The 16,737-nt window shown below is 64.2% G+C and carries 14 protein-coding genes and 1 tRNA gene; 5 read left to right on the top strand and 10 right to left on the bottom strand.

From position 1 onward, the window contains the following. Positions 1–103: 103 nt before the first annotated feature. The 3 genes from truA to def form a co-directional block, all read right to left on the bottom strand. Complete coding sequence (gene truA / locus S101446_RS14565; RefSeq protein WP_208620581.1) at positions 104–856, bottom strand: tRNA pseudouridine(38-40) synthase TruA; 753 nt, start codon at positions 854–856, stop codon at positions 104–106. A 61-nt stretch (positions 857–917) separates the two neighbouring features. Then, positions 918–1,853, bottom strand: coding sequence for a methionyl-tRNA formyltransferase (gene fmt, locus S101446_RS14570; protein WP_087608657.1), 936 nt, complete (start codon positions 1,851–1,853; stop codon positions 918–920). Between the two features lie 82 nt (positions 1,854–1,935). Continuing rightward, the gene (gene def / locus S101446_RS14575) at positions 1,936–2,478 is read right to left on the bottom strand and encodes a peptide deformylase (RefSeq protein ID WP_019084709.1); all 543 of its coding nucleotides are present in this window, start codon (positions 2,476–2,478) and stop codon (positions 1,936–1,938) included. A gap of 214 nt (positions 2,479–2,692) precedes the next feature. On the opposite strand from def, the gene S101446_RS14580 reads away from it, so the two are divergent. Then, the gene (locus S101446_RS14580; protein ID WP_010507718.1) at positions 2,693–3,169 is read left to right on the top strand and encodes an Hsp20 family protein; all 477 of its coding nucleotides are present in this window, start codon (positions 2,693–2,695) and stop codon (positions 3,167–3,169) included. Between the two features lie 84 nt (positions 3,170–3,253). Further along, positions 3,254–3,508, top strand: coding sequence for a DUF1150 family protein (locus S101446_RS14585; protein ID WP_010507717.1), 255 nt, complete (start codon positions 3,254–3,256; stop codon positions 3,506–3,508). Positions 3,509–3,619: 111 nt separating this feature from the next. Here S101446_RS14585 and hpf read toward each other — a convergent pair whose 3' ends face one another. From hpf to S101446_RS14625, 7 genes are all read right to left on the bottom strand, one after another. Then, a complete protein-coding gene (hpf, locus tag S101446_RS14590; protein ID WP_087608658.1) occupies positions 3,620–4,246 on the bottom strand; it encodes a ribosome hibernation-promoting factor, HPF/YfiA family in 627 nt (208 codons plus the stop codon). 282 nt (positions 4,247–4,528) lie between these two features. Next, complete coding sequence (gene lptB, locus S101446_RS14600) at positions 4,529–5,308, bottom strand: LPS export ABC transporter ATP-binding protein (protein WP_010507714.1); 780 nt, start codon at positions 5,306–5,308, stop codon at positions 4,529–4,531. Continuing rightward, positions 5,305–6,600 (bottom strand): LptA/OstA family protein, encoded by a 1,296-nt coding sequence (locus S101446_RS14605; protein WP_087608659.1) that lies wholly within the window; start codon positions 6,598–6,600, stop codon positions 5,305–5,307. Before S101446_RS14605 ends, lptB begins: the two co-directional genes overlap by 4 nt. Further along, a complete protein-coding gene (lptC, locus tag S101446_RS14610; protein WP_010507711.1) occupies positions 6,600–7,337 on the bottom strand; it encodes an LPS export ABC transporter periplasmic protein LptC in 738 nt (245 codons plus the stop codon). Before lptC ends, S101446_RS14605 begins: the two co-directional genes overlap by 1 nt. Continuing rightward, on the bottom strand, positions 7,334–8,386 hold the full coding sequence (locus tag S101446_RS14615; protein WP_010507710.1) for a KpsF/GutQ family sugar-phosphate isomerase: 1,053 nt from the start codon (positions 8,384–8,386) through the stop codon (positions 7,334–7,336). The genes lptC and S101446_RS14615 overlap by 4 nt, the downstream gene beginning before the upstream one ends. 52 nt (positions 8,387–8,438) lie before the next feature. Next, a complete protein-coding gene (locus S101446_RS14620) occupies positions 8,439–9,086 on the bottom strand; it encodes a ribonuclease D (RefSeq protein ID WP_019084716.1) in 648 nt (215 codons plus the stop codon). A 250-nt stretch (positions 9,087–9,336) separates the two neighbouring features. Then, positions 9,337–9,423 (bottom strand) — tRNA-Leu (locus S101446_RS14625). Between the two features lie 223 nt (positions 9,424–9,646). On the opposite strand from S101446_RS14625, the gene S101446_RS14630 reads away from it, so the two are divergent. From S101446_RS14630 to gltB, 3 genes are all read left to right on the top strand, one after another. Next, positions 9,647–10,540 carry a complex I NDUFA9 subunit family protein gene (locus S101446_RS14630; protein ID WP_019084718.1) on the top strand — a complete coding sequence of 298 codons (894 nt, stop codon included), beginning with the start codon at positions 9,647–9,649 and terminating at the stop codon, positions 10,538–10,540. 166 nt (positions 10,541–10,706) lie between these two features. After that, entirely contained in the window at positions 10,707–12,161 is a 1,455-nt protein-coding gene (locus S101446_RS14635) for an NAD(P)-dependent oxidoreductase (protein ID WP_087608660.1), read from the top strand. Between the two features lie 2 nt (positions 12,162–12,163). Next, positions 12,164–16,696 (top strand): glutamate synthase large subunit, encoded by a 4,533-nt coding sequence (gene gltB / locus S101446_RS14640; protein WP_019084720.1) that lies wholly within the window; start codon positions 12,164–12,166, stop codon positions 16,694–16,696. Positions 16,697–16,737: the final 41 nt, after the last annotated feature.

Here is a 16,737-nt window from a genome sequence, read left to right on the forward strand (position 1 = left end):
TTTTTGAATGCAGCCTTTTTTCAGAAAGGCGGCATTCCTGGAAGCTGTTGAAAAAAGCTTCACCAAAAAACGTTTACTGGTTATTCCCCGACGGCGGTACAGGTCAGCGGCTGAAAGGGTTTTCTGCATACCCGACGCTGGTCAGGCACAGCCCTTCCGGCGGTGCGGTCGGGCCACCCGCGCGGCGGTCGCGGGCCGCAAGGGCCTGTTCGACCCGTTCCGGTGCCCAGCGGCCTTCGCCCACCAGTTTCAGCGTCCCGGCCATGTTGCGCACCTGATGGTGCAGGAAGGAGCGGGCTTCGGCTTCAATCACGACATGTTCCCCCTCACGTCGTACAGCCAGCCGGTCGATCGAGCGCACCGGGCTGCGTGCCTGGCAGGCGGAGGCACGGAAAGATGTAAAATCATGCCGTCCCACCAGCGACTGGGCCGCACTGTGCATCACATCCGCATCCAGTGGCGCGCGGACGTGCCAGACATGACCTTCCTCCAGCGCCGGGCGGGCGGCACGGTTGAGGATACGGTAGCGATAGGCGCGTGAACACGCCGAAAAACGCGCATTCCAGTGCGGCAGCACCGGGCGTGCCATAAGCACGACGACCGGGTGGGGCTTCATGTAGAAATTCAGTCCGTCCCGCACCGTGGCGCTGGATAATGTGACATCGGCCGGGAAATCCAGATGCGCGACCTGCCCGCTGGCATGCACGCCCGCATCCGTGCGGCCTGCGGTGATGCTGCGCACGACGCGCCCGGCGGTCAGGTTTTTTGCCGCATCTTCCAGAAGCCCCTGTATCGAGGTCAGGTGCTCTGCCTGCTGGCGCTGCCAGCCGACAAAGCCGCGCCCGTCATATTCCATCAGTACGGCCCAGCGGCAGACCGATGGCGGGGCGGCATCACTGGGACGCGCGGGCGGGGTTTCAGTCACCGGGCGTCTCCACCCCAAGGTGCGTGCCGGGGGCAACGGCCTGCCCACGCAGGAAATCGGCGGCCTCCATCATGCCCCGCCCGGGGCGTTGCAGGCGGGTGATGCGCAGCGTCGTCCCGTTGCCACAGGCCACCAGCAGGCGGTCATCCACCACCGTGCCTGCGGTGGCCCGTGTCGTATCCGATGTCAGGCTGACGGCCCCGATCTTGATGCCCTGTTCCCCCAGCGTGGTGAAGGTGCCCGGCCACGGGGTCAGGGCACGCACCTGCCGGTCAATGTCGGCAGCAGGCCGGGTCCAGTCGATGCGTCCGTCCTCACGGCTCAGGCGCTGGACATAGGTGACGCCGGTTTCCGGCTGCGGCGTACCGGGAAAGACAGGGCGGTTCAGGACATCGACAATCAGTCGACCGCCCATGGCCGCAAGGTCGTCATGCAGGGTGGTGGCGGTGGTGTGCGCTGTCAGCGCCACATGGTCACGCAGCAGCATGGCGCCGGTATCCAGCCCCGCATCCATCTGCATGATGGTGACGCCACTTTCGCAGTCACCCGCCAGGATGGCGGCCTGGATGGGGGCCGCGCCACGCCAGCGCGGCAGCAGGCTGGCATGGATGTTCAGGCAGCCACGCGCGGGGGCGTCCAGCATCTCCACCGGCAGGATCAGCCCGTAGGCCGCCACCACGGCCGCATCCAGCTTCAGGTCACGGAAAAAGGCGTGTTCTTCCGTATTGCGTCGCAGCGACAGCGGCGTGCGGACGGGAATGCCCAGTTCTTCCGCCGCGACCTGCACGGGGGAGGGACGCAGCTTCTTCCCGCGTCCTGCGGGGCGGGGGGGCTGGCTGTAGACGGTTACGATGTCATGCCCGGCCTGATGCAGGGCGCGCAGGGCGGGCACCGCGAAGTCAGGCGTACCCATGAAGGCCAGTCGCATGGCGTTGGAATCCGTTCAGGCTGGGCCGGAACCCGTCCGGGGTTACCCCGGGTTCCGGGCTGTGTGATCGCGACTGGCGCGATCAGTGTTTCTGGCGCTGTTCCTTGGCCAGGCGGCGCATGATCATGTTGCGCTTCAGCGCCGACAGGTGATCGACGAACAGGATGCCTTCCAGATGGTCAATCTCATGCTGCAGGCAGGTGGCCAGCAGGTCATCGGCTTCCAGTTCCTGCACCTTGCCGTCCATATCCTGATAGCGCACGCGCACGGCTTCGGGGCGGATGACCTCGGCATACTGGTTGGGCAGCGACAGGCAGCCTTCCTCACGCACGGCCATGTCGTCCGTCTCGGCGATCACTTCGGGGTTTATCAGCACCAGCGGATTACGCGCCTCGTCCTTGTCGGACACGTCCACGATGGCGAACCGCATGCCAAGCCCGACCTGCGGGGCGGCCAGGCCGATGCCGGGGGCCTGGTACATGGCCGCGAACATGCGGGGGATGATGGTGCGCAGTTCGCCCATGTCCTCGGGGCGGACAAGGCGTGTTTTCTGGCGCAGGACCGCCTGGGGCGCGACCAGGATCGGCATGGGGGTCGCCTGAGCGATGACATCATGATCAATCATAGACTGCCATTTAGCGTGTCCCCACATGGGATGCCAGAGGGGATGCGGCCAAAATGCCAAGGTGCGTGCGTGGTGTCCTCCCCTTGCGCATGGCTATTATTCTCCCATATCGTGAAGGGACGGGATGCGGATGCTGTTTCGGGTCCGTTTTTCGTTTCTTGTCTCGCTCGCAGCAGAGGAGGCCGATTTGTCGGGTAGAGTTTTCGGGTCACCCATGTTCCTCGGGTTTGACCATCTGGAGCAGATGCTTGAACGCGCATCGAAAAACGCGTCGGACGGGTATCCGCCCTATAATATAGAACAGGTCAGCCCCACGACCCTGCGCATTACGCTGGCGGTGGCGGGGTTCGTGATGGAAGACCTGCATATCACGCAGGAAGACAACCAGTTGGTCATTCGCGGCCGACAGAGCGACGACGGGCAGGGACGGATCTTCCTGCACCGTGGCATTGCCGCCCGCCAGTTCCAGAAGGCATTCGTCCTGGCCGAGGGAATCGAGGTCGGTGGCGCGTGGATGGATAACGGCCTGCTGCATATCGAACTGGCCCGCCCGCAGCCGGAAGTCCGTGTGCGCAAGATCGAGATCGGTCGCGCGCCCGCAACCCCGGCGTCGCGCGATCGTGTGGCGCCGGTGGTGGACGTACCCGCCGGACGCAAGCAACGTGTCGTGAGGGTCATTGACGAGGAATAACAGCGTACGCCGTAATGTAACGGCCCATATTGCGATGCGGATGGGAAGGGACGACCGTCCCTTCATGATGCAGGAGATAACGCGATGAGAGTCACAACACAGAATGGCCGGGTGCTGCTGCAGAATGATGTGGTGAATGCCGCACCGGTCATCAGCACCTCGGAACTGCGCGGTCTGGGTATGGAATCGGTGGCCTACATCCGCGCGGTAGAGGTCGAGGGCGAAGCCGGATTTGCCATCCATGCCGCCGATGGCACGCCCATGGCGGTGACGGAAGACAGGGAGACGGCCATAAACGCCATCCTCCAGCACGAAATGATGCCGGTGCCGCTGCACTAGGCACGACGTTACACCAGATAAGGCAATGGCCCTGTCCCGGTTTGCGGGGCAGGGCCATTTGCATTCGTGATGCTGCCAGTCCGCGCGGGGGCGGCGGACTGGCCTGTCGTGTCAGCTGGCCTGGCGCAGGGATGGGTCAAGCCAGCCGATATTGCCGTCCGGCCGACGGTACAGCACGTTGATGGTATCGGTCTTCGTGTTGCGGAAAAGCTGGATCTGGCTATCCGCCAGGTCAAGACGCATCACGGCCTCGCTCACGCTCAGGGCCGGGATCTCGGTCGGGTGTTCGGCAATGATGGTGGCATAGGGACCGGCGGGCGGCAGCGCCGCGTCCTCATCCTCGGCCACGCCGTCTTCCTCGGCGGCGGCAGGCGGCTCGGCCATGCCGGGACGCAGCACATAGCCACGACCGATTTCGGGTACCTGCTGGCGGACCTTGAGATGGCCGTGATTCGTGGCCTTGCGGTGATAGCGGCGCAGGCGCCGGGCAATGTGTTCGGCTGCATCGTCAAAGGCGGAATGGGCATCCGCCGCCTCGCCTTCACCGCGCAGGGTCAGGCCGCGCGTGGCGTGCAGGTTGATGTCACAGGTAAAAAACGAACGTGCGCGGCTGAAGGTAACGCGGGCCTCCATGGCCTGCCCGAAATACTTTTCCGAAATGCGGTCCAGATGGGCGCTTACCCGGTGTTTCAGGGCATCGGACAGGTCGATCTGCTTTCCGGCAACACTGATGTGCATAAGGGGTAACTCCTTACATGATCACAACGCAGTCGCATGCGGGAGACGGAATACGGTCGTTTCAGTCAATGGTCATGAAATAAGGGGGACGATCCTGCTCCCATGCGGGCTGCGTGCTGGTGGCGGTTGCGTTGTGCCTGTCGGGCACATGGTCCCGAACGGGTACATTTGGGCATGGTTGCACCGTTGCTGTCCATGCCTTCCTTGCATAAAAGACCACAGGTTTTTCCATGGCCTTCCCCTTGCACATGCATCCTGTCACACAGGGGCGCGCGTACGGGCCTACAGCGTGAATTTTTCACCCAGATAGACACGGCGCACGTCTTCGTTCGCCACGATTTCCTCGGGCCGTCCCTCGGTCAGCACCTGTCCGCTGTGCATGATGTAGGCCCGGTCGATCACTTCCAGCGTCTCGCGCACGTTGTGGTCGGTAATCAGCACCCCGATGCCACGATCCTTCAGGTGGGCGACAAGGTCACGGATTTCGCCCACCGCAATGGGGTCAATACCGGCCAGCGGTTCGTCCAGCAGGATATAATGCGGCTGGCTGGCCAGCGCGCGGGCGATTTCCAGCCGCCGCCGCTCCCCGCCCGACAGGGCGAGGGAGGATGAATGCCGCAGCCGGGTAATGCCGAATTCCCCCAGCAGCCCGTCAAGCATCGTCTGCCGCCGGTCCCGGTCGGGTTCCACGATCTCCAGCGCCGCCATGATGTTCTGTTCAACATTCAGGCCACGGAAAATGCTTGATTCCTGCGGCAGGTAGCCAATGCCCATGCGGGCGCGGCGGTACATGGGCAACTGGGTGATATCCGCGCCATCCAGCGTGATCGTGCCCATGTCGGGCCGCACCAGTCCCACGATCATGTAGAAGCTGGTGGTCTTGCCCGCGCCATTCGGCCCCAGCAGGGCCACGGCCTCGCCACGCTGGACCTGTAGCGAGACATCGCGCACGACCTGCCGTTTCTTGTAGCTCTTGCCGATGCCGCTGGCGATCAGCCCCGCTTCGGCTGCGGGGATCGGCTGTTCGGTGGTGGCCTGGTCCGCCGGGGATGTCGTGTTCATCTTGCTGATCCCTTGTCACCTTTGCCCGCCTGGTTCGGAATGACCAGGCCGCTGACACGTGAGCCGGGGTTATCGGTCAGCGTCGCGATATCGGTATGCATGTTCACGATGGCCGACGTGCCGCTGACCTGATTTTCCCCACGGGTGATATGCACGTTGCCAACCAGACGGGCAATGCCCGTATCAGGCACATATACGCCCCGGTCCCCGGTTATGGTCTCCGTGCGGGTGCGGATCACGATATGGCCGAAGGCATCGACATGGTCGATCGTCCCGGCCCCGGGTGACGGGCGATCGTCAGCACTGGTGGCGTCCGTCCGGGTTTTGCCATCGGGGTGGCTCGCATCCCAGTCGTGGCGCGGGTTGCTGCGCTGTGCCTTTGGCCTGTCATACCCGACCAGCACATCGGCGCGTATCTGCCGTCCGTCATTGGTGGTCATGGTGGCGTTGCCACGGGCGACCGACATGTGTTCGTGCGAATGGTATTCCAGCACGTCGCGCGCGGTCAGGATATCCTGTGGCGTGGTCATCTTCAGGTGCTGGCCGGTCATGACCAGGATCGCCTGATCCACGTCATACACCGCATGGTCGCCCCATGCCTGGTCATTCGTGTTGAAGGAATGGACGTGGCCGATCGCTTCCAGCCGGTAGACCTCGCTGGCTCCGCCAGATCCGTCGCCGCCACCCGCGCCATTTCCCGTGGCGGTGCCGGGCTGGCCACCGGGAACGCCTGCAGGCGCGGGGGCATCGGGCGTGGGCATGTCCTGCGGCAGGGTATCGGATGTCGTGGCCAGGCTGGTGTCCACATCGGGATCGGTGCCGATGGGGGCCGCTGGCGACGGTGTCGGTATTGCCGGCGTGGCCTGCGATGGCGTGGCGGGCGGGGTATCGCCCGCCGCCTGCGGGGCATTGTCCGTTATGTGGGGGCGGCGGGTTTCCAGCGGGGGGGCAACGCCCAGATGGGCCGCCAGCGGCGCATCGGCCCCTGGCGGCCCGGATGCCGCGGCCCGTGGCGTGGCGGGGGACGTGGTCTTTTCCGGGGTGGTCGCGGCCTTCTTGCGGTAGAAGGCGACCAGTTTGTCCGCCCGCACGGTCACGTCGCCACGGATGGCCTGCGCGCGGTCATAGGCGGTGACGGTCTGCGCGTTCTGGTCCCAGTCGAAGCCACCTGCGGCGGTGACATTGATCTGCTGGCCGTGGGACATGTCCAGTCCCTGCGCCATGACGGGATGTGCCGCCACCAGTCCCACAAGGACGCCGCCAAGCGGCAGGCGGAATGTTGCGCGCGCCATCAGTTCGATCTTTCCGCTGCGTTGAGGATCATGCGGCCCGGCCCGCGAAACAGCATGATGCCACCGCGTGTGTCCAGCATGCCGCCCTGTACGTCAATCTGGCCTATGGGACCCTCGGCATGGATCCAGTCATCGGATACGACGATGTTGTGACGCATGTCCATATCGGCCGAGGGGCTGAGCATGAGGGTCCCGTCATTGCGGTACAGCGTGACATCATGCATCAGGTCCAGGATCTGCGCATGCTGGATATAGACGCCGTCATGCGCGGTGACATACAGCCAGTTGCCGTTATCCATCAATGTGTCGGCGGCCGGGTTGCTCAGGTCAATCCGTTCGGACGAGATCTGGCGCGCCTCGTCCGCGGTGATCATGTAGGGGCGGCCATGGTCATCCAGCCCGCGATAGGTGGGGTTGAGCATGCTGCCGCTTTTCACGCGCACATGGCTCATCTGCGCCATGGTGCCGGTATGCATGATGACCGCGCGCTGCACCGCGGGCCATGCGGCGATGGAACCCAGCAGGATGAGCGCCAGAAGCGGCAGCATCCACTTGGCCGACCGCAGGATGGTCTGCCGCCGCGCCAGGTCGGCGGCATTGGGCAGCAGGCGCGTCCGTGTGGACTGGTCGAATATGCTGCGCTGGCGTTCGATGTCGGCCGCGCTGCGGGCGTAGTCCTCACGCTGGATGTGGTTGGGATCGGTCCCGTCGTCCCTGTCGTCCGGCTGTTCGGTCATGCAACGCCAGCACGCAGCAGGTCATGAAGATGAAGGATGCCGACAGGGTGGTTTTCATTATCCAGCACGAAAATGCTGGAAATGGGGCGGGGACGGTCATTCATGATGCGTAGCGCCTCTGCCGCCAGCATGTCGGGACCAATGATCTGCGGTCTGGCATTCATGATGTCGGCGGCACAGGTATTGTCCAGGTCCTGCTCCAGCGCAAGACGCAGGTCACGGTCGGTAATCAGCCCGGCCAGCCGGTTTTTCGCATCCACCACGCCCATGCAGCCAAAGGCCTTGCGGGTCATTTCCATGATGACCTGCCGGACCGGCATGGTGGGGGGACCCAGCGGCATGCTTTCGCCCGTATGCATGAGTTCACGCACCCGGCGCAACTGCGTGCCCAGTCGGCCGCCGGGGTGGAAAATGCCGAAATCGCTGGCGCTGAACCGACGGCGCTGCAGCAGCACGATGGCCAGCGCATCCCCCAGCGCAAGCTGCATGGTGGAACTGGTGGTCGGCGCCAGCCCGTTGGGGCAGGCTTCGGGCGCATGGGGCAGTGGCAGCACGATATCGGCCGTGCGGGCCAGCGTGGATTCCGGGCGCGATGTCATGGCGATCAGCAGCATGCCAAAACGGCGTGTATGGGAAATCAGGTCGGCCATTTCCGCCGTTTCGCCGGAATTGGAAATGGCGAGTACCGCATCCCCGCGCTGCAGCATGCCCAGATCCCCGTGCGAGGCTTCGGCCGGATGCACGAAAATGGCGGGCGTGCCGGTGGAGGCAAGGGTCGCCTGGATCTTGCGCCCGATATGCCCCGACTTGCCAATGCCCGTTACCACCACGCGCATGTTGTCCGCCAGAATGCGCTCGACCGTTTTGACAAAGGCCGGGCCCAGCCCCTCCTGCCCATCGGGACCGGACGTTTCCATGGCGGTAATCATGGCCTGAAGGCCCGCGGATTCGGTACGCAGCACGCTGCAGGCTTCATTGAGCATGCGGGCCTGTACCTGCGGCACGCTTTCTTCAACGACGGGGAGGGTGGGGGAAAGGCTGCTGTTCATGCCAGGTCTGTATTGTCGTGAAATGGTTTCCGGTCAAACGCCGGAACCATTATCAGGCTGCGCGATGCGCGAAAATGTCCGGATCCACGTAGCCAAGGATATCCAGACGGGCGCGGGTCGGAAGGAAATCGTAACAGGCCTGTGCCAGTTCGCGACGGTTTTCACGGTGCAGCAGCGCCTCCAGCTTTGCCCACAGGGCATGCAGGTACAGTACATCGGATGCGGCATAGGCCCGCTGTTCCGGTGTCAGTTCGGGCGCGCCCCAATCGGAACTCTGCTGCTGCTTGCTCAGTTCCACCCCCAGCAGTTCACGACACAGATGGGCCAGCCCATGGCGGTCGGTATAGGTCCGCACCAGCTTGGAGGCGATCTTGGTGCAGATGTTCGGCGCAACCGTGATGCCAAGGGTATGCTGCAGGATCGCCACGTCAAAGCGGGCGAAATGCATGAGCTTGGGCAGCGTGGGGTCGGTCAGCACGCGCACCAGGTTGGGGCAGTCCGCCGCCGTGACGCCTGCGGGCACCTGAACCAGATGGGCATGCCCGTCCCCGCCCGAAAGCTGCACGAGGCACAGCCGGTCCCGGTGCGGGTTCAGGCCCATCGTTTCCGTATCAACAGCCACGGCGCCAGTGAACGTGACCTCGGCCGGCAGGTCGCCGCGATGGAAATGGATGGCGTCAGGGGCCGGGCTTGCAGCCATATGGAAAATGCTCCGTCACGATATTCGGTTTCACGGTGGCAGGTCTGGAACGCAACCGCAAGGAAAGCCATCCGTTATGTCACGATCCCGTCCCGGTCGGGGCGACGCGTGTGGACCTGCCTGTAAAATGGGTATTCGTGGGCGGTTTACACCAATTTGCGCAGGGAAACAGACAAAAAGATAACGGGGCAGTCCCCAAGAGGGCTGCCCTGACCGTCCCCGGAGGGGAGTTTTACCAGTTTTTGTGTGATGGTGCCCAGAAGAAGACTCGAACTTCCACGACCTTGCGGCCACAGGTACCTGAAACCTGCGCGTCTACCAATTCCGCCATCTGGGCTCAGAGGCTCCCCAGCGGAGGCCGCCGGGGTGGTGTGAGGGGTGTTTAGTCCGGCCCGGCGGTACGGTCAACAGGGTAAATGCATTTTTTTGAAAACAGGCGCATTTTTTCTTTCTTCCCGTCCGGGCGGGTGGCCGTGCAGGGCAGAATTGACTGTCTGCGCGGCAGGTAAAATGGGAAAACGGTGGGCGGCGCAATCATGCGCCACAGGTGGGGACTGGCTATGACACGCAAGGTCGCGACGGTTTTTGGTGGTTCGGGATTCGTGGGGCGATCCGTGGTCGGGCGGCTGGCGCGGGCGGGGTATGTGGTGCGGGTTGCCGGGCGCACGGCCACGGATGCGGCGACACTGCGGATGCTGGGGGATGTGGGGCAGGTGGTGTCCGTCGTCGCGTCCATCACGGATGAAAAGGCATGCGTCGCCGCGATCGAGGGCAGCAGCCTTGTCATCAACCTGGTGGGAATCCTGGCCCCCCACGGCGCCGATACGTTCACGGCCATCCATGTCGAAGGGGCCGCGCGCGTGGCAAGGCTGGCCGCGGCATCCGGGGTCGAGCGCCTGATCCATGTCTCGGCGCTCGGCGCACGTGCCGACAGTCCCTCCGCCTATGCCCGCAGCAAGGCGGAGGGCGAATGCATGGTCGGCCGCGCGATGCCGGAGGCGGTGATCATCCGCCCCTCGCTGATATTCGGGGTGGATGGCGCTTTTCCCGCCATGTTCGCGCGCATGGCGCGGTTCCTGCCGGTCATGCCGGTCTTTGGCGCCACGACCCGTTTCCAGCCGGTCTGGGTGGGCGACGTGGCCGATGGCATGGTCCGCATTGCAACGGGTGCGGACATGGCGGGGGCCATTTTTGAATTCGGCGGCCCGCAGGTACTGACCATGCGGCAGATCGTGGCATGGGCGGCGCGGTGGGGCGGGCATCCGCGCCCGTTATTCGTGGTGCCGCGCTGGCTGGCGACCGTTCAGGGGATGGTGCTGGAACACCTGCCTGGAAAGATGCTGACGCGCGATCAGGTCAGGCTGCTGTATGTGGACAATGTGGTTGCCCCCGGGGCGCGTACGCTCGACATGCTGGGCATTGCACCATCCCCCATGGGGCTGGTGATGGGGTAGGCGGCCCGGAACTTCGGATTTTTCGGGCATTTCTGGTGTTTTCTTTGAATAAGGTCAGTAATGCTGTCTTTTATTCGTCCGGGGTGTTGCGTAGGTCTGTTCCTCGCTTCGGGCGCCTGTCGCGCGCCCGGGACGTCCTTCCATTATGCAGACCAGGGGCAGACCGATGGCCGAGCGCATGCTGAAATTCGTCTCTGTGGCGCAGGAGCAGCCGGACAAACGGCCTGCCGAGGCGCGCCGCAGGGACTTTAACGAGATTTATGCCGAATTCGTGCCCGCAAAGGCCGAAACGCAGGCCTCGCGCTGCTCGCAGTGTGGCGTGCCGTTCTGTTCGGTGCACTGCCCGCTGGGCAACAACATCCCCGACTGGCTGATGATGACGGCGGCGGGCCGGATGGAGGAGGCATACGAACTGTCATCCGCCACCAACACCTTCCCCGAAATCTGTGGCCGCATCTGCCCGCAGGATCGCCTGTGTGAAGGCAACTGCGTGATCGAGGAAGGATTCGAAAGCGTCACCATCGGCGCGGTCGAACGCTACATCACCGACACCGCTTTCGATAATGGCTGGGTCAAGCCGGTGAAGCCGGTGGCCGAGCGTGACGAGAGCGTCGCCATCATCGGGGCAGGCCCCGGTGGCCTTGCCGCAGCCGTGCAACTGCGTGAGCAGGGCTATCAGGTCCATGTCTATGACCGTTACGATCGTATTGGCGGCCTGCTGATGTATGGCATCCCCGGCTTCAAGCTGGAGAAGGACATTGTGCTGCGTCGCCACAGGCTGCTGGTGGAATCCGGCGTTCAGTTCCATCTGGGCAAGGGCATTGGCGATACCGATGGCGCGGACAGCATCGCGTTTTCCACCCTGCGCGCGCGCCATGACGGCGTGCTGATCGCAACGGGTGTGTACAAGTCGCGTGATATCGGCGGCCCCGGCGCGGGACTGAATGGTATCGTGCGCGCGCTGGATTACCTGACGGCGTCAAACCGTGTCTCGCTGGGTGATAAGGTCGCGGAATATGACAATGGTGAACTGAACGCGGCAGGCAGGTCGGTTGTGGTGATCGGCGGTGGCGATACGGCCATGGACTGCGTGCGCACCGCCATCCGGCAGGGTGCGAAGTCGGTGAAGTGCCTGTACCGCCGTGACCGCGCCAACATGCCCGGCTCCGTGCGTGAGGTGAAGAACGCCGAGGAAGAGGGTGTCGAGTTCGTCTGGCTTGCCGCCCCGCAGGCATTCGAGGGCGATGGTCACGTGACCGGCGTGCGCGCCAGCCGCATGAAGCTGGGCCTGCCCGATGCCAGCGGCCGCCAGTCGGTCGAACCGGTGGAAAACAGCACGTTCACGCTGGAAGCCGACCTGGTGGTCAAGGCGCTGGGCTTCGATCCCGAACCGCTGCCCACGCTGTGGGGACAGCCGGAGCTGGAGGTCTCGCGCTGGGGCACGCTCATGGTTGATCGCAAGACGTTCATGACCAGCCTGCCCGGCGTGTTTGCCGCGGGCGACATCGTGCGCGGGGCCAGCCTGGTGGTGTGGGCCATCCGCGATGGCCGGGACGCGGCGGCGCGGATGCACGCATGGCTTGAGGAAATGACGGCCGCGCAGGCCGAGGTGGCGGAGTAAGCATGATGGATCAGTTTGAAAACCAGTCCACCGATTTCGTTCAGGAATGGCAGGACAACGCGCAGGCCATTTCCGGCCTGTACAGCCCCGCCGATGAACATGACGCCTGTGGCGTGGGCATGGTCGCGGCCCTTGATGGCAAGCCGCGCCGCGACGTGGTGGAAGCCGGCATCGCGGCGCTGAAGGCGGTCTGGCACCGTGGCGCGGTCGATGCCGATGGCAAGACCGGCGACGGCGCGGGTATCCATGTCGAGATCCCGCAGGACTTCTTCGCCGATGCGATCCATGCCGGTGGCGCGGAAAGCGGCGTGGACAGCCAGATCGCGGTGGGCATGATCTTCCTGCCCAAGACCGATATCGCGGCACAGGAACGCTGCCGCCAGATCATTGAAAGCGAGATCCTGGCCTTCGGCTACAGCATCTATGGCTGGCGTCAGGTGCCCATCAACACCGACTGCATCGGGGAAAAGGCCAACGCCACCCGCCCCGAGATCGAGCAGATCCTGATCCGCAACCTGCCCGGCAGCACGGAAGACGAATTCGAGCGCGACCTGTATGTGATCCGCCGCAGGATCGAAAAAAGCGCGATCGCCAATCAGGTTGACCTGTATGTGTGTTCGCTGTCGTGCCGGTCGCTGATCTACAAGGGCATGTTCCTGGCCGAACACCTGACGGAATTCTATCCCGACCTGCTCGACCCGCGTTTCGTCAGCCGCTTCGCCATCTATCACCAGCGGTACTCGACCAACACCTTCCCGACATGGAAGCTGGCGCAGCCGTTCCGCAGGCTGGCCCATAATGGTGAGATCAACACCATTTCGGGCAACGTCAACTGGATGAAAAGCCACGAAACCCGTCTGGCCGATCCCATCCTCGATCCGTACATGGATGACCTCAAGCCCGTGGTGCAGGCGCAGGGGTCGGACACGGCGTGCTTTGACAACGTGTTCGAACTGCTGACCTTTGCCGGTCGTGACGCGCCCATGGCGCGGTGCCTCATGATCCCGGCAAGCGTTGGCGGCAATTCCGCCATGCCGCAGCGCCACAAGGACATGTATTCCTACTGCAACGCGGTGATGGAACCGTGGGACGGCCCGGCCGCCCTGTGCGCCACCGACGGGCGGTGGATGGTCGCGGGCCTTGACCGTAGCGGCCTGCGTCCCCTGCGCTACACCATTACCGAAGGCGGCCTGCTGATCGTGGGGTCCGAGACCGGCATGGTGAAGGTGCCCGAGGCCGAGATCGTCAGCCGTGGCCGTCTTGGCCCGGGGCAGTCGCTGGCGCTCGACCTCAAGACCGCGAAGCTGTACAGCAACGAGGAACTGCTTGATGAACTGTCCGGGCGGCAGGATTTTTCCGCCTGGGTCAAGCGCACGCAGGAAATCTCCAGCATTGTCCGCCCCGATGGCAGCGAACCCGTGCTGTATGACGCCGGGATGCTGCGCCGCCGGCAGCTGGCCGTCGGCCTGACGCTGGAAGACCTTGAGACCATCCTGCAGCCGATGGTGGAAAACGCGTCCGAAGCCATCGGGTCGATGGGGGATGATACGCCGCTGGCGGTGCTGTCCACCCGTTATCGCGGGCTTGCGCATTATTTCCGGCAGGCGTTCAGCCAGGTCACCAATCCGCCCATCGACAGCCTGCGTGAAACGCGGGTGATGAGCCTCGTGACCCGTCTGGGCAACCTTGGCAACATCCTCGAGGAAAACGAGAGCCAGTGCGACCTGCTCCAGCTTCCCTCCCCGGTGCTGACCACGGGTGAATTCCAGGCGCTGGTTGATTTCTGCGGCAGGAACGCCTGCATCATTGACTGTACCTTCCCCGCCGCCGACGGGGAGGCGGGCCTGCGCGCCGCCATCGCCCGCATCCGGGCCGAGGCCGAGGACCGCGTGCGTCAGGGCTGCACCCACGTATTCCTGACCGATGAACACCAGTCCGGTGATCGCGCCTATATCCCCATGATCCTGGCGACGGCGGCGGTGCATACGCATCTGGTGCGCCAGTCGCTGCGTACGTTCACCTCGCTCAATGTCCGTTCCGCCGGTGCGCTGGATGTGCATGCGATCGCGGTGACGATCGGGGTGGGGGCCACCACGGTCAACCCGTACCTGGCGCAGGAAAGCATCGCCGACCGCCAGCGTCGTGGCCTGTTCGGGAAGCTGACGCTGAGCGAATCGGTGGAGCGATACCGCAAGGCGGTCAACAAGGGCCTGCTGAAGATCATGTCCAAGATGGGTATTTCCATCGTGGCGTCGTATCGTGGCGGCTATAATTTCGAGGCCATCGGCCTGTCGCGTGCCCTGACGGCGGAATTCTTCCCCGGCATGCCATCACGCATTTCCGGCATCGGCCTGACCGGCATCGCGCGCAATGTCCTGAGCTTCCACCACAAGGCGTGGAACAGGCAGGTGGAAACGCTGTCTGTTGGCGGCCGCTACAAGCTGCGCCGCAGTGGCGAAGTACATGCGTTTGACGGCAACCTGATCCACATGCTGCAGACGGCGGTCTCCACCGGCAGCTTCTCGGTCTATCAGCGTTATGCCGATGCGGTGCGTCGCCTGCCGCCGGTCGCCCTGCGTGACCTGCTGGACTTCCGTGGCGGGCGCACGGCCATTCCCGTGGAATCGGTCGAAAGCATCACGGAACTGCGCAAGCGCCTGATCGCGCCGGGCATCTCGCTGGGCGCGCTCAGCCCCGAGGCGCATGAAACGCTGTCCATCGCCATGAACCGCATCGGCGCCAAGTCCGATTCGGGGGAGGGCGGCGAAGACCCGGCCCGCGCGAAGCCGCGCCCCAATGGCGACAATGCGTCGTCCGCCATCAAGCAGATCGCGTCAGGCCGTTTTGGCGTGACCGCGCAGTATCTGAACGACTGCCGCGAGATCGAGATCAAGATGGCGCAGGGTGCGAAGCCCGGTGAGGGCGGGCAGCTGCCCGGTTTCAAGGTGACCGGCCTGATCGCGAAGCTGCGGCATGCGACGGAGGGCGTGACCCTGATCTCGCCCCCGCCGCATCACGACATCTACTCGATCGAGGATCTGGCCCAGCTGATCTACGACCTCAAGCAGATCAACCCCGAGGCCACCGTGACCGTGAAGCTGGTCGCCCGTTCGGGTATCGGCACGATTGCGGCCGGTGTGGCGAAGGCCAAGGCGGATGCGATCCTGATTTCGGGTCATTCCGGTGGCACCGGTGCCAGCCCGCAGTCCTCGGTCAAGTATGCGGGCATGCCGTGGGAACTGGGGCTGGCGGAGGCGCATCAGGTGCTGATGCTCAACCGCCTGCGCCACCGGGTGAAGCTGCGCACCGATGGCGGCCTGAAGACCGGCCGTGACGTGGTGATCGCCGCCATGCTGGGTGCGGAGGAATTCGGTATTGGCACGGCCAGCCTGGTGGCCATGGGCTGCATCATGGTGCGCCAGTGCCATTCCAATACCTGCCCCGTGGGCGTGTGCACGCAGGATGACGAACTGCGCCGCAAGTTCGAGGGCACGCCGGAGAAGGTCATCAACCTGTTCTCCTTCATTGCCGAGGACGTACGCAACATCCTTGCCTCGCTGGGCTTCACCTCACTGAACGAGATCATCGGCCGCACCGACCTGCTGCATCAGGTGCTGCGCGGGGCCGACTATCTGGATGACCTCGACCTCAACTCGCTGCTGGCGCAGGCCGATCCCGGCCCCTATGGCCGCTATTGCACGCGTGAAGGCCGCAACGAGGTGCCCGAGACGCTGGATGCGCAGATGATCGCCGATGCGCGCCCGCTGTTCGATCATGGCGAGAAGATGCAGTTGCAGTACAACGTGCAGAACACGCATCGCGCGATCGGCACGCGCATCTCGTCCCTGATCGTGCGGCAGTTCGGCATGACCACGCTGGCGCCGGGGCACCTGACGGTGCGGCTGCGCGGTTCGGCGGGGCAGTCGCTGGGCGCGTTCGCGGTGCAGGGCCTCAAGCTCGAGGTGCTGGGCGATGCGAACGATTATGTCGGCAAAGGGCTGTCGGGGGCGACCATCGTGGTGCGGACCTCCCCATCTTCCAGCCTCGTGTCGAATGAAAACGCGATTGTCGGCAATACCGTCCTGTATGGCGCGACTGCTGGCGCGCTGTATGCGGCGGGGCAGGCGGGCGAACGCTTCGCGGTGCGTAACTCGGGTGCGACTGCGGTGGTCGAGGGCTGCGGGTCCAATGGTTGTGAATACATGACCGGCGGCACTGTGGTGATCCTGGGCGAGATTGGTGACAATTTCGGCGCGGGCTTCACCGGTGGCATGGCCTTTGTCTATGACGCCAGCGGCACGTTTGCCGAACGGGTGAACCCCGATACGGTCATGTGGTGCCGGGTGCAGGACCCGAAATGGGAAGCCATGCTGCGTGAACAGGTGGAAACCCATGCCCGCGAAACCGGCAGCCGCTATGCCGAACTGCTGCTGCATAACTGGGACAAGACCCTGCCGCGTTTCTGGCATGTCGTGCCTACGGAATATGCGCGCGTGATCGGGTTTGAAGCGCCCGCCATGGCGCGTGGCGCCTGAATGCAGGGCTGATTTCACTGTTGTCGTGCAGGGTGGGGCCG

This window comes from Komagataeibacter europaeus (assembly GCF_002173515.1).
Lineage (GTDB): Bacteria > Pseudomonadota > Alphaproteobacteria > Acetobacterales > Acetobacteraceae > Komagataeibacter > Komagataeibacter europaeus.

Coding starts and splice junctions, on each gene's coding strand:
- S101446_RS14630 (WP_019084718.1), top strand. CDS start 9,647: ATGACACGCAAGGTCGCGACGGTTTTTGGTGGTTCGGGATTCGTGGGG.
- def (WP_019084709.1), bottom strand. CDS start 2,478: ATGATTGATCATGATGTCATCGCTCAGGCGACCCCCATGCCGATCCTG.
- truA (WP_208620581.1), bottom strand. CDS start 856: ATGGAATATGACGGGCGCGGCTTTGTCGGCTGGCAGCGCCAGCAGGCA.
- hpf (WP_087608658.1), bottom strand. CDS start 4,246: ATGCACATCAGTGTTGCCGGAAAGCAGATCGACCTGTCCGATGCCCTG.
- S101446_RS14615 (WP_010507710.1), bottom strand. CDS start 8,386: ATGAACAGCAGCCTTTCCCCCACCCTCCCCGTCGTTGAAGAAAGCGTG.
- lptB (WP_010507714.1), bottom strand. CDS start 5,308: ATGAACACGACATCCCCGGCGGACCAGGCCACCACCGAACAGCCGATC.
- lptC (WP_010507711.1), bottom strand. CDS start 7,337: ATGACCGAACAGCCGGACGACAGGGACGACGGGACCGATCCCAACCAC.
- S101446_RS14605 (WP_087608659.1), bottom strand. CDS start 6,600: ATGGCGCGCGCAACATTCCGCCTGCCGCTTGGCGGCGTCCTTGTGGGA.
- fmt (WP_087608657.1), bottom strand. CDS start 1,853: ATGCGACTGGCCTTCATGGGTACGCCTGACTTCGCGGTGCCCGCCCTG.
- S101446_RS14620 (WP_019084716.1), bottom strand. CDS start 9,086: ATGGCTGCAAGCCCGGCCCCTGACGCCATCCATTTCCATCGCGGCGAC.
- gltB (WP_019084720.1), top strand. CDS start 12,164: ATGATGGATCAGTTTGAAAACCAGTCCACCGATTTCGTTCAGGAATGG.
- S101446_RS14580 (WP_010507718.1), top strand. CDS start 2,693: ATGTTCCTCGGGTTTGACCATCTGGAGCAGATGCTTGAACGCGCATCG.
- S101446_RS14635 (WP_087608660.1), top strand. CDS start 10,707: ATGGCCGAGCGCATGCTGAAATTCGTCTCTGTGGCGCAGGAGCAGCCG.
- S101446_RS14585 (WP_010507717.1), top strand. CDS start 3,254: ATGAGAGTCACAACACAGAATGGCCGGGTGCTGCTGCAGAATGATGTG.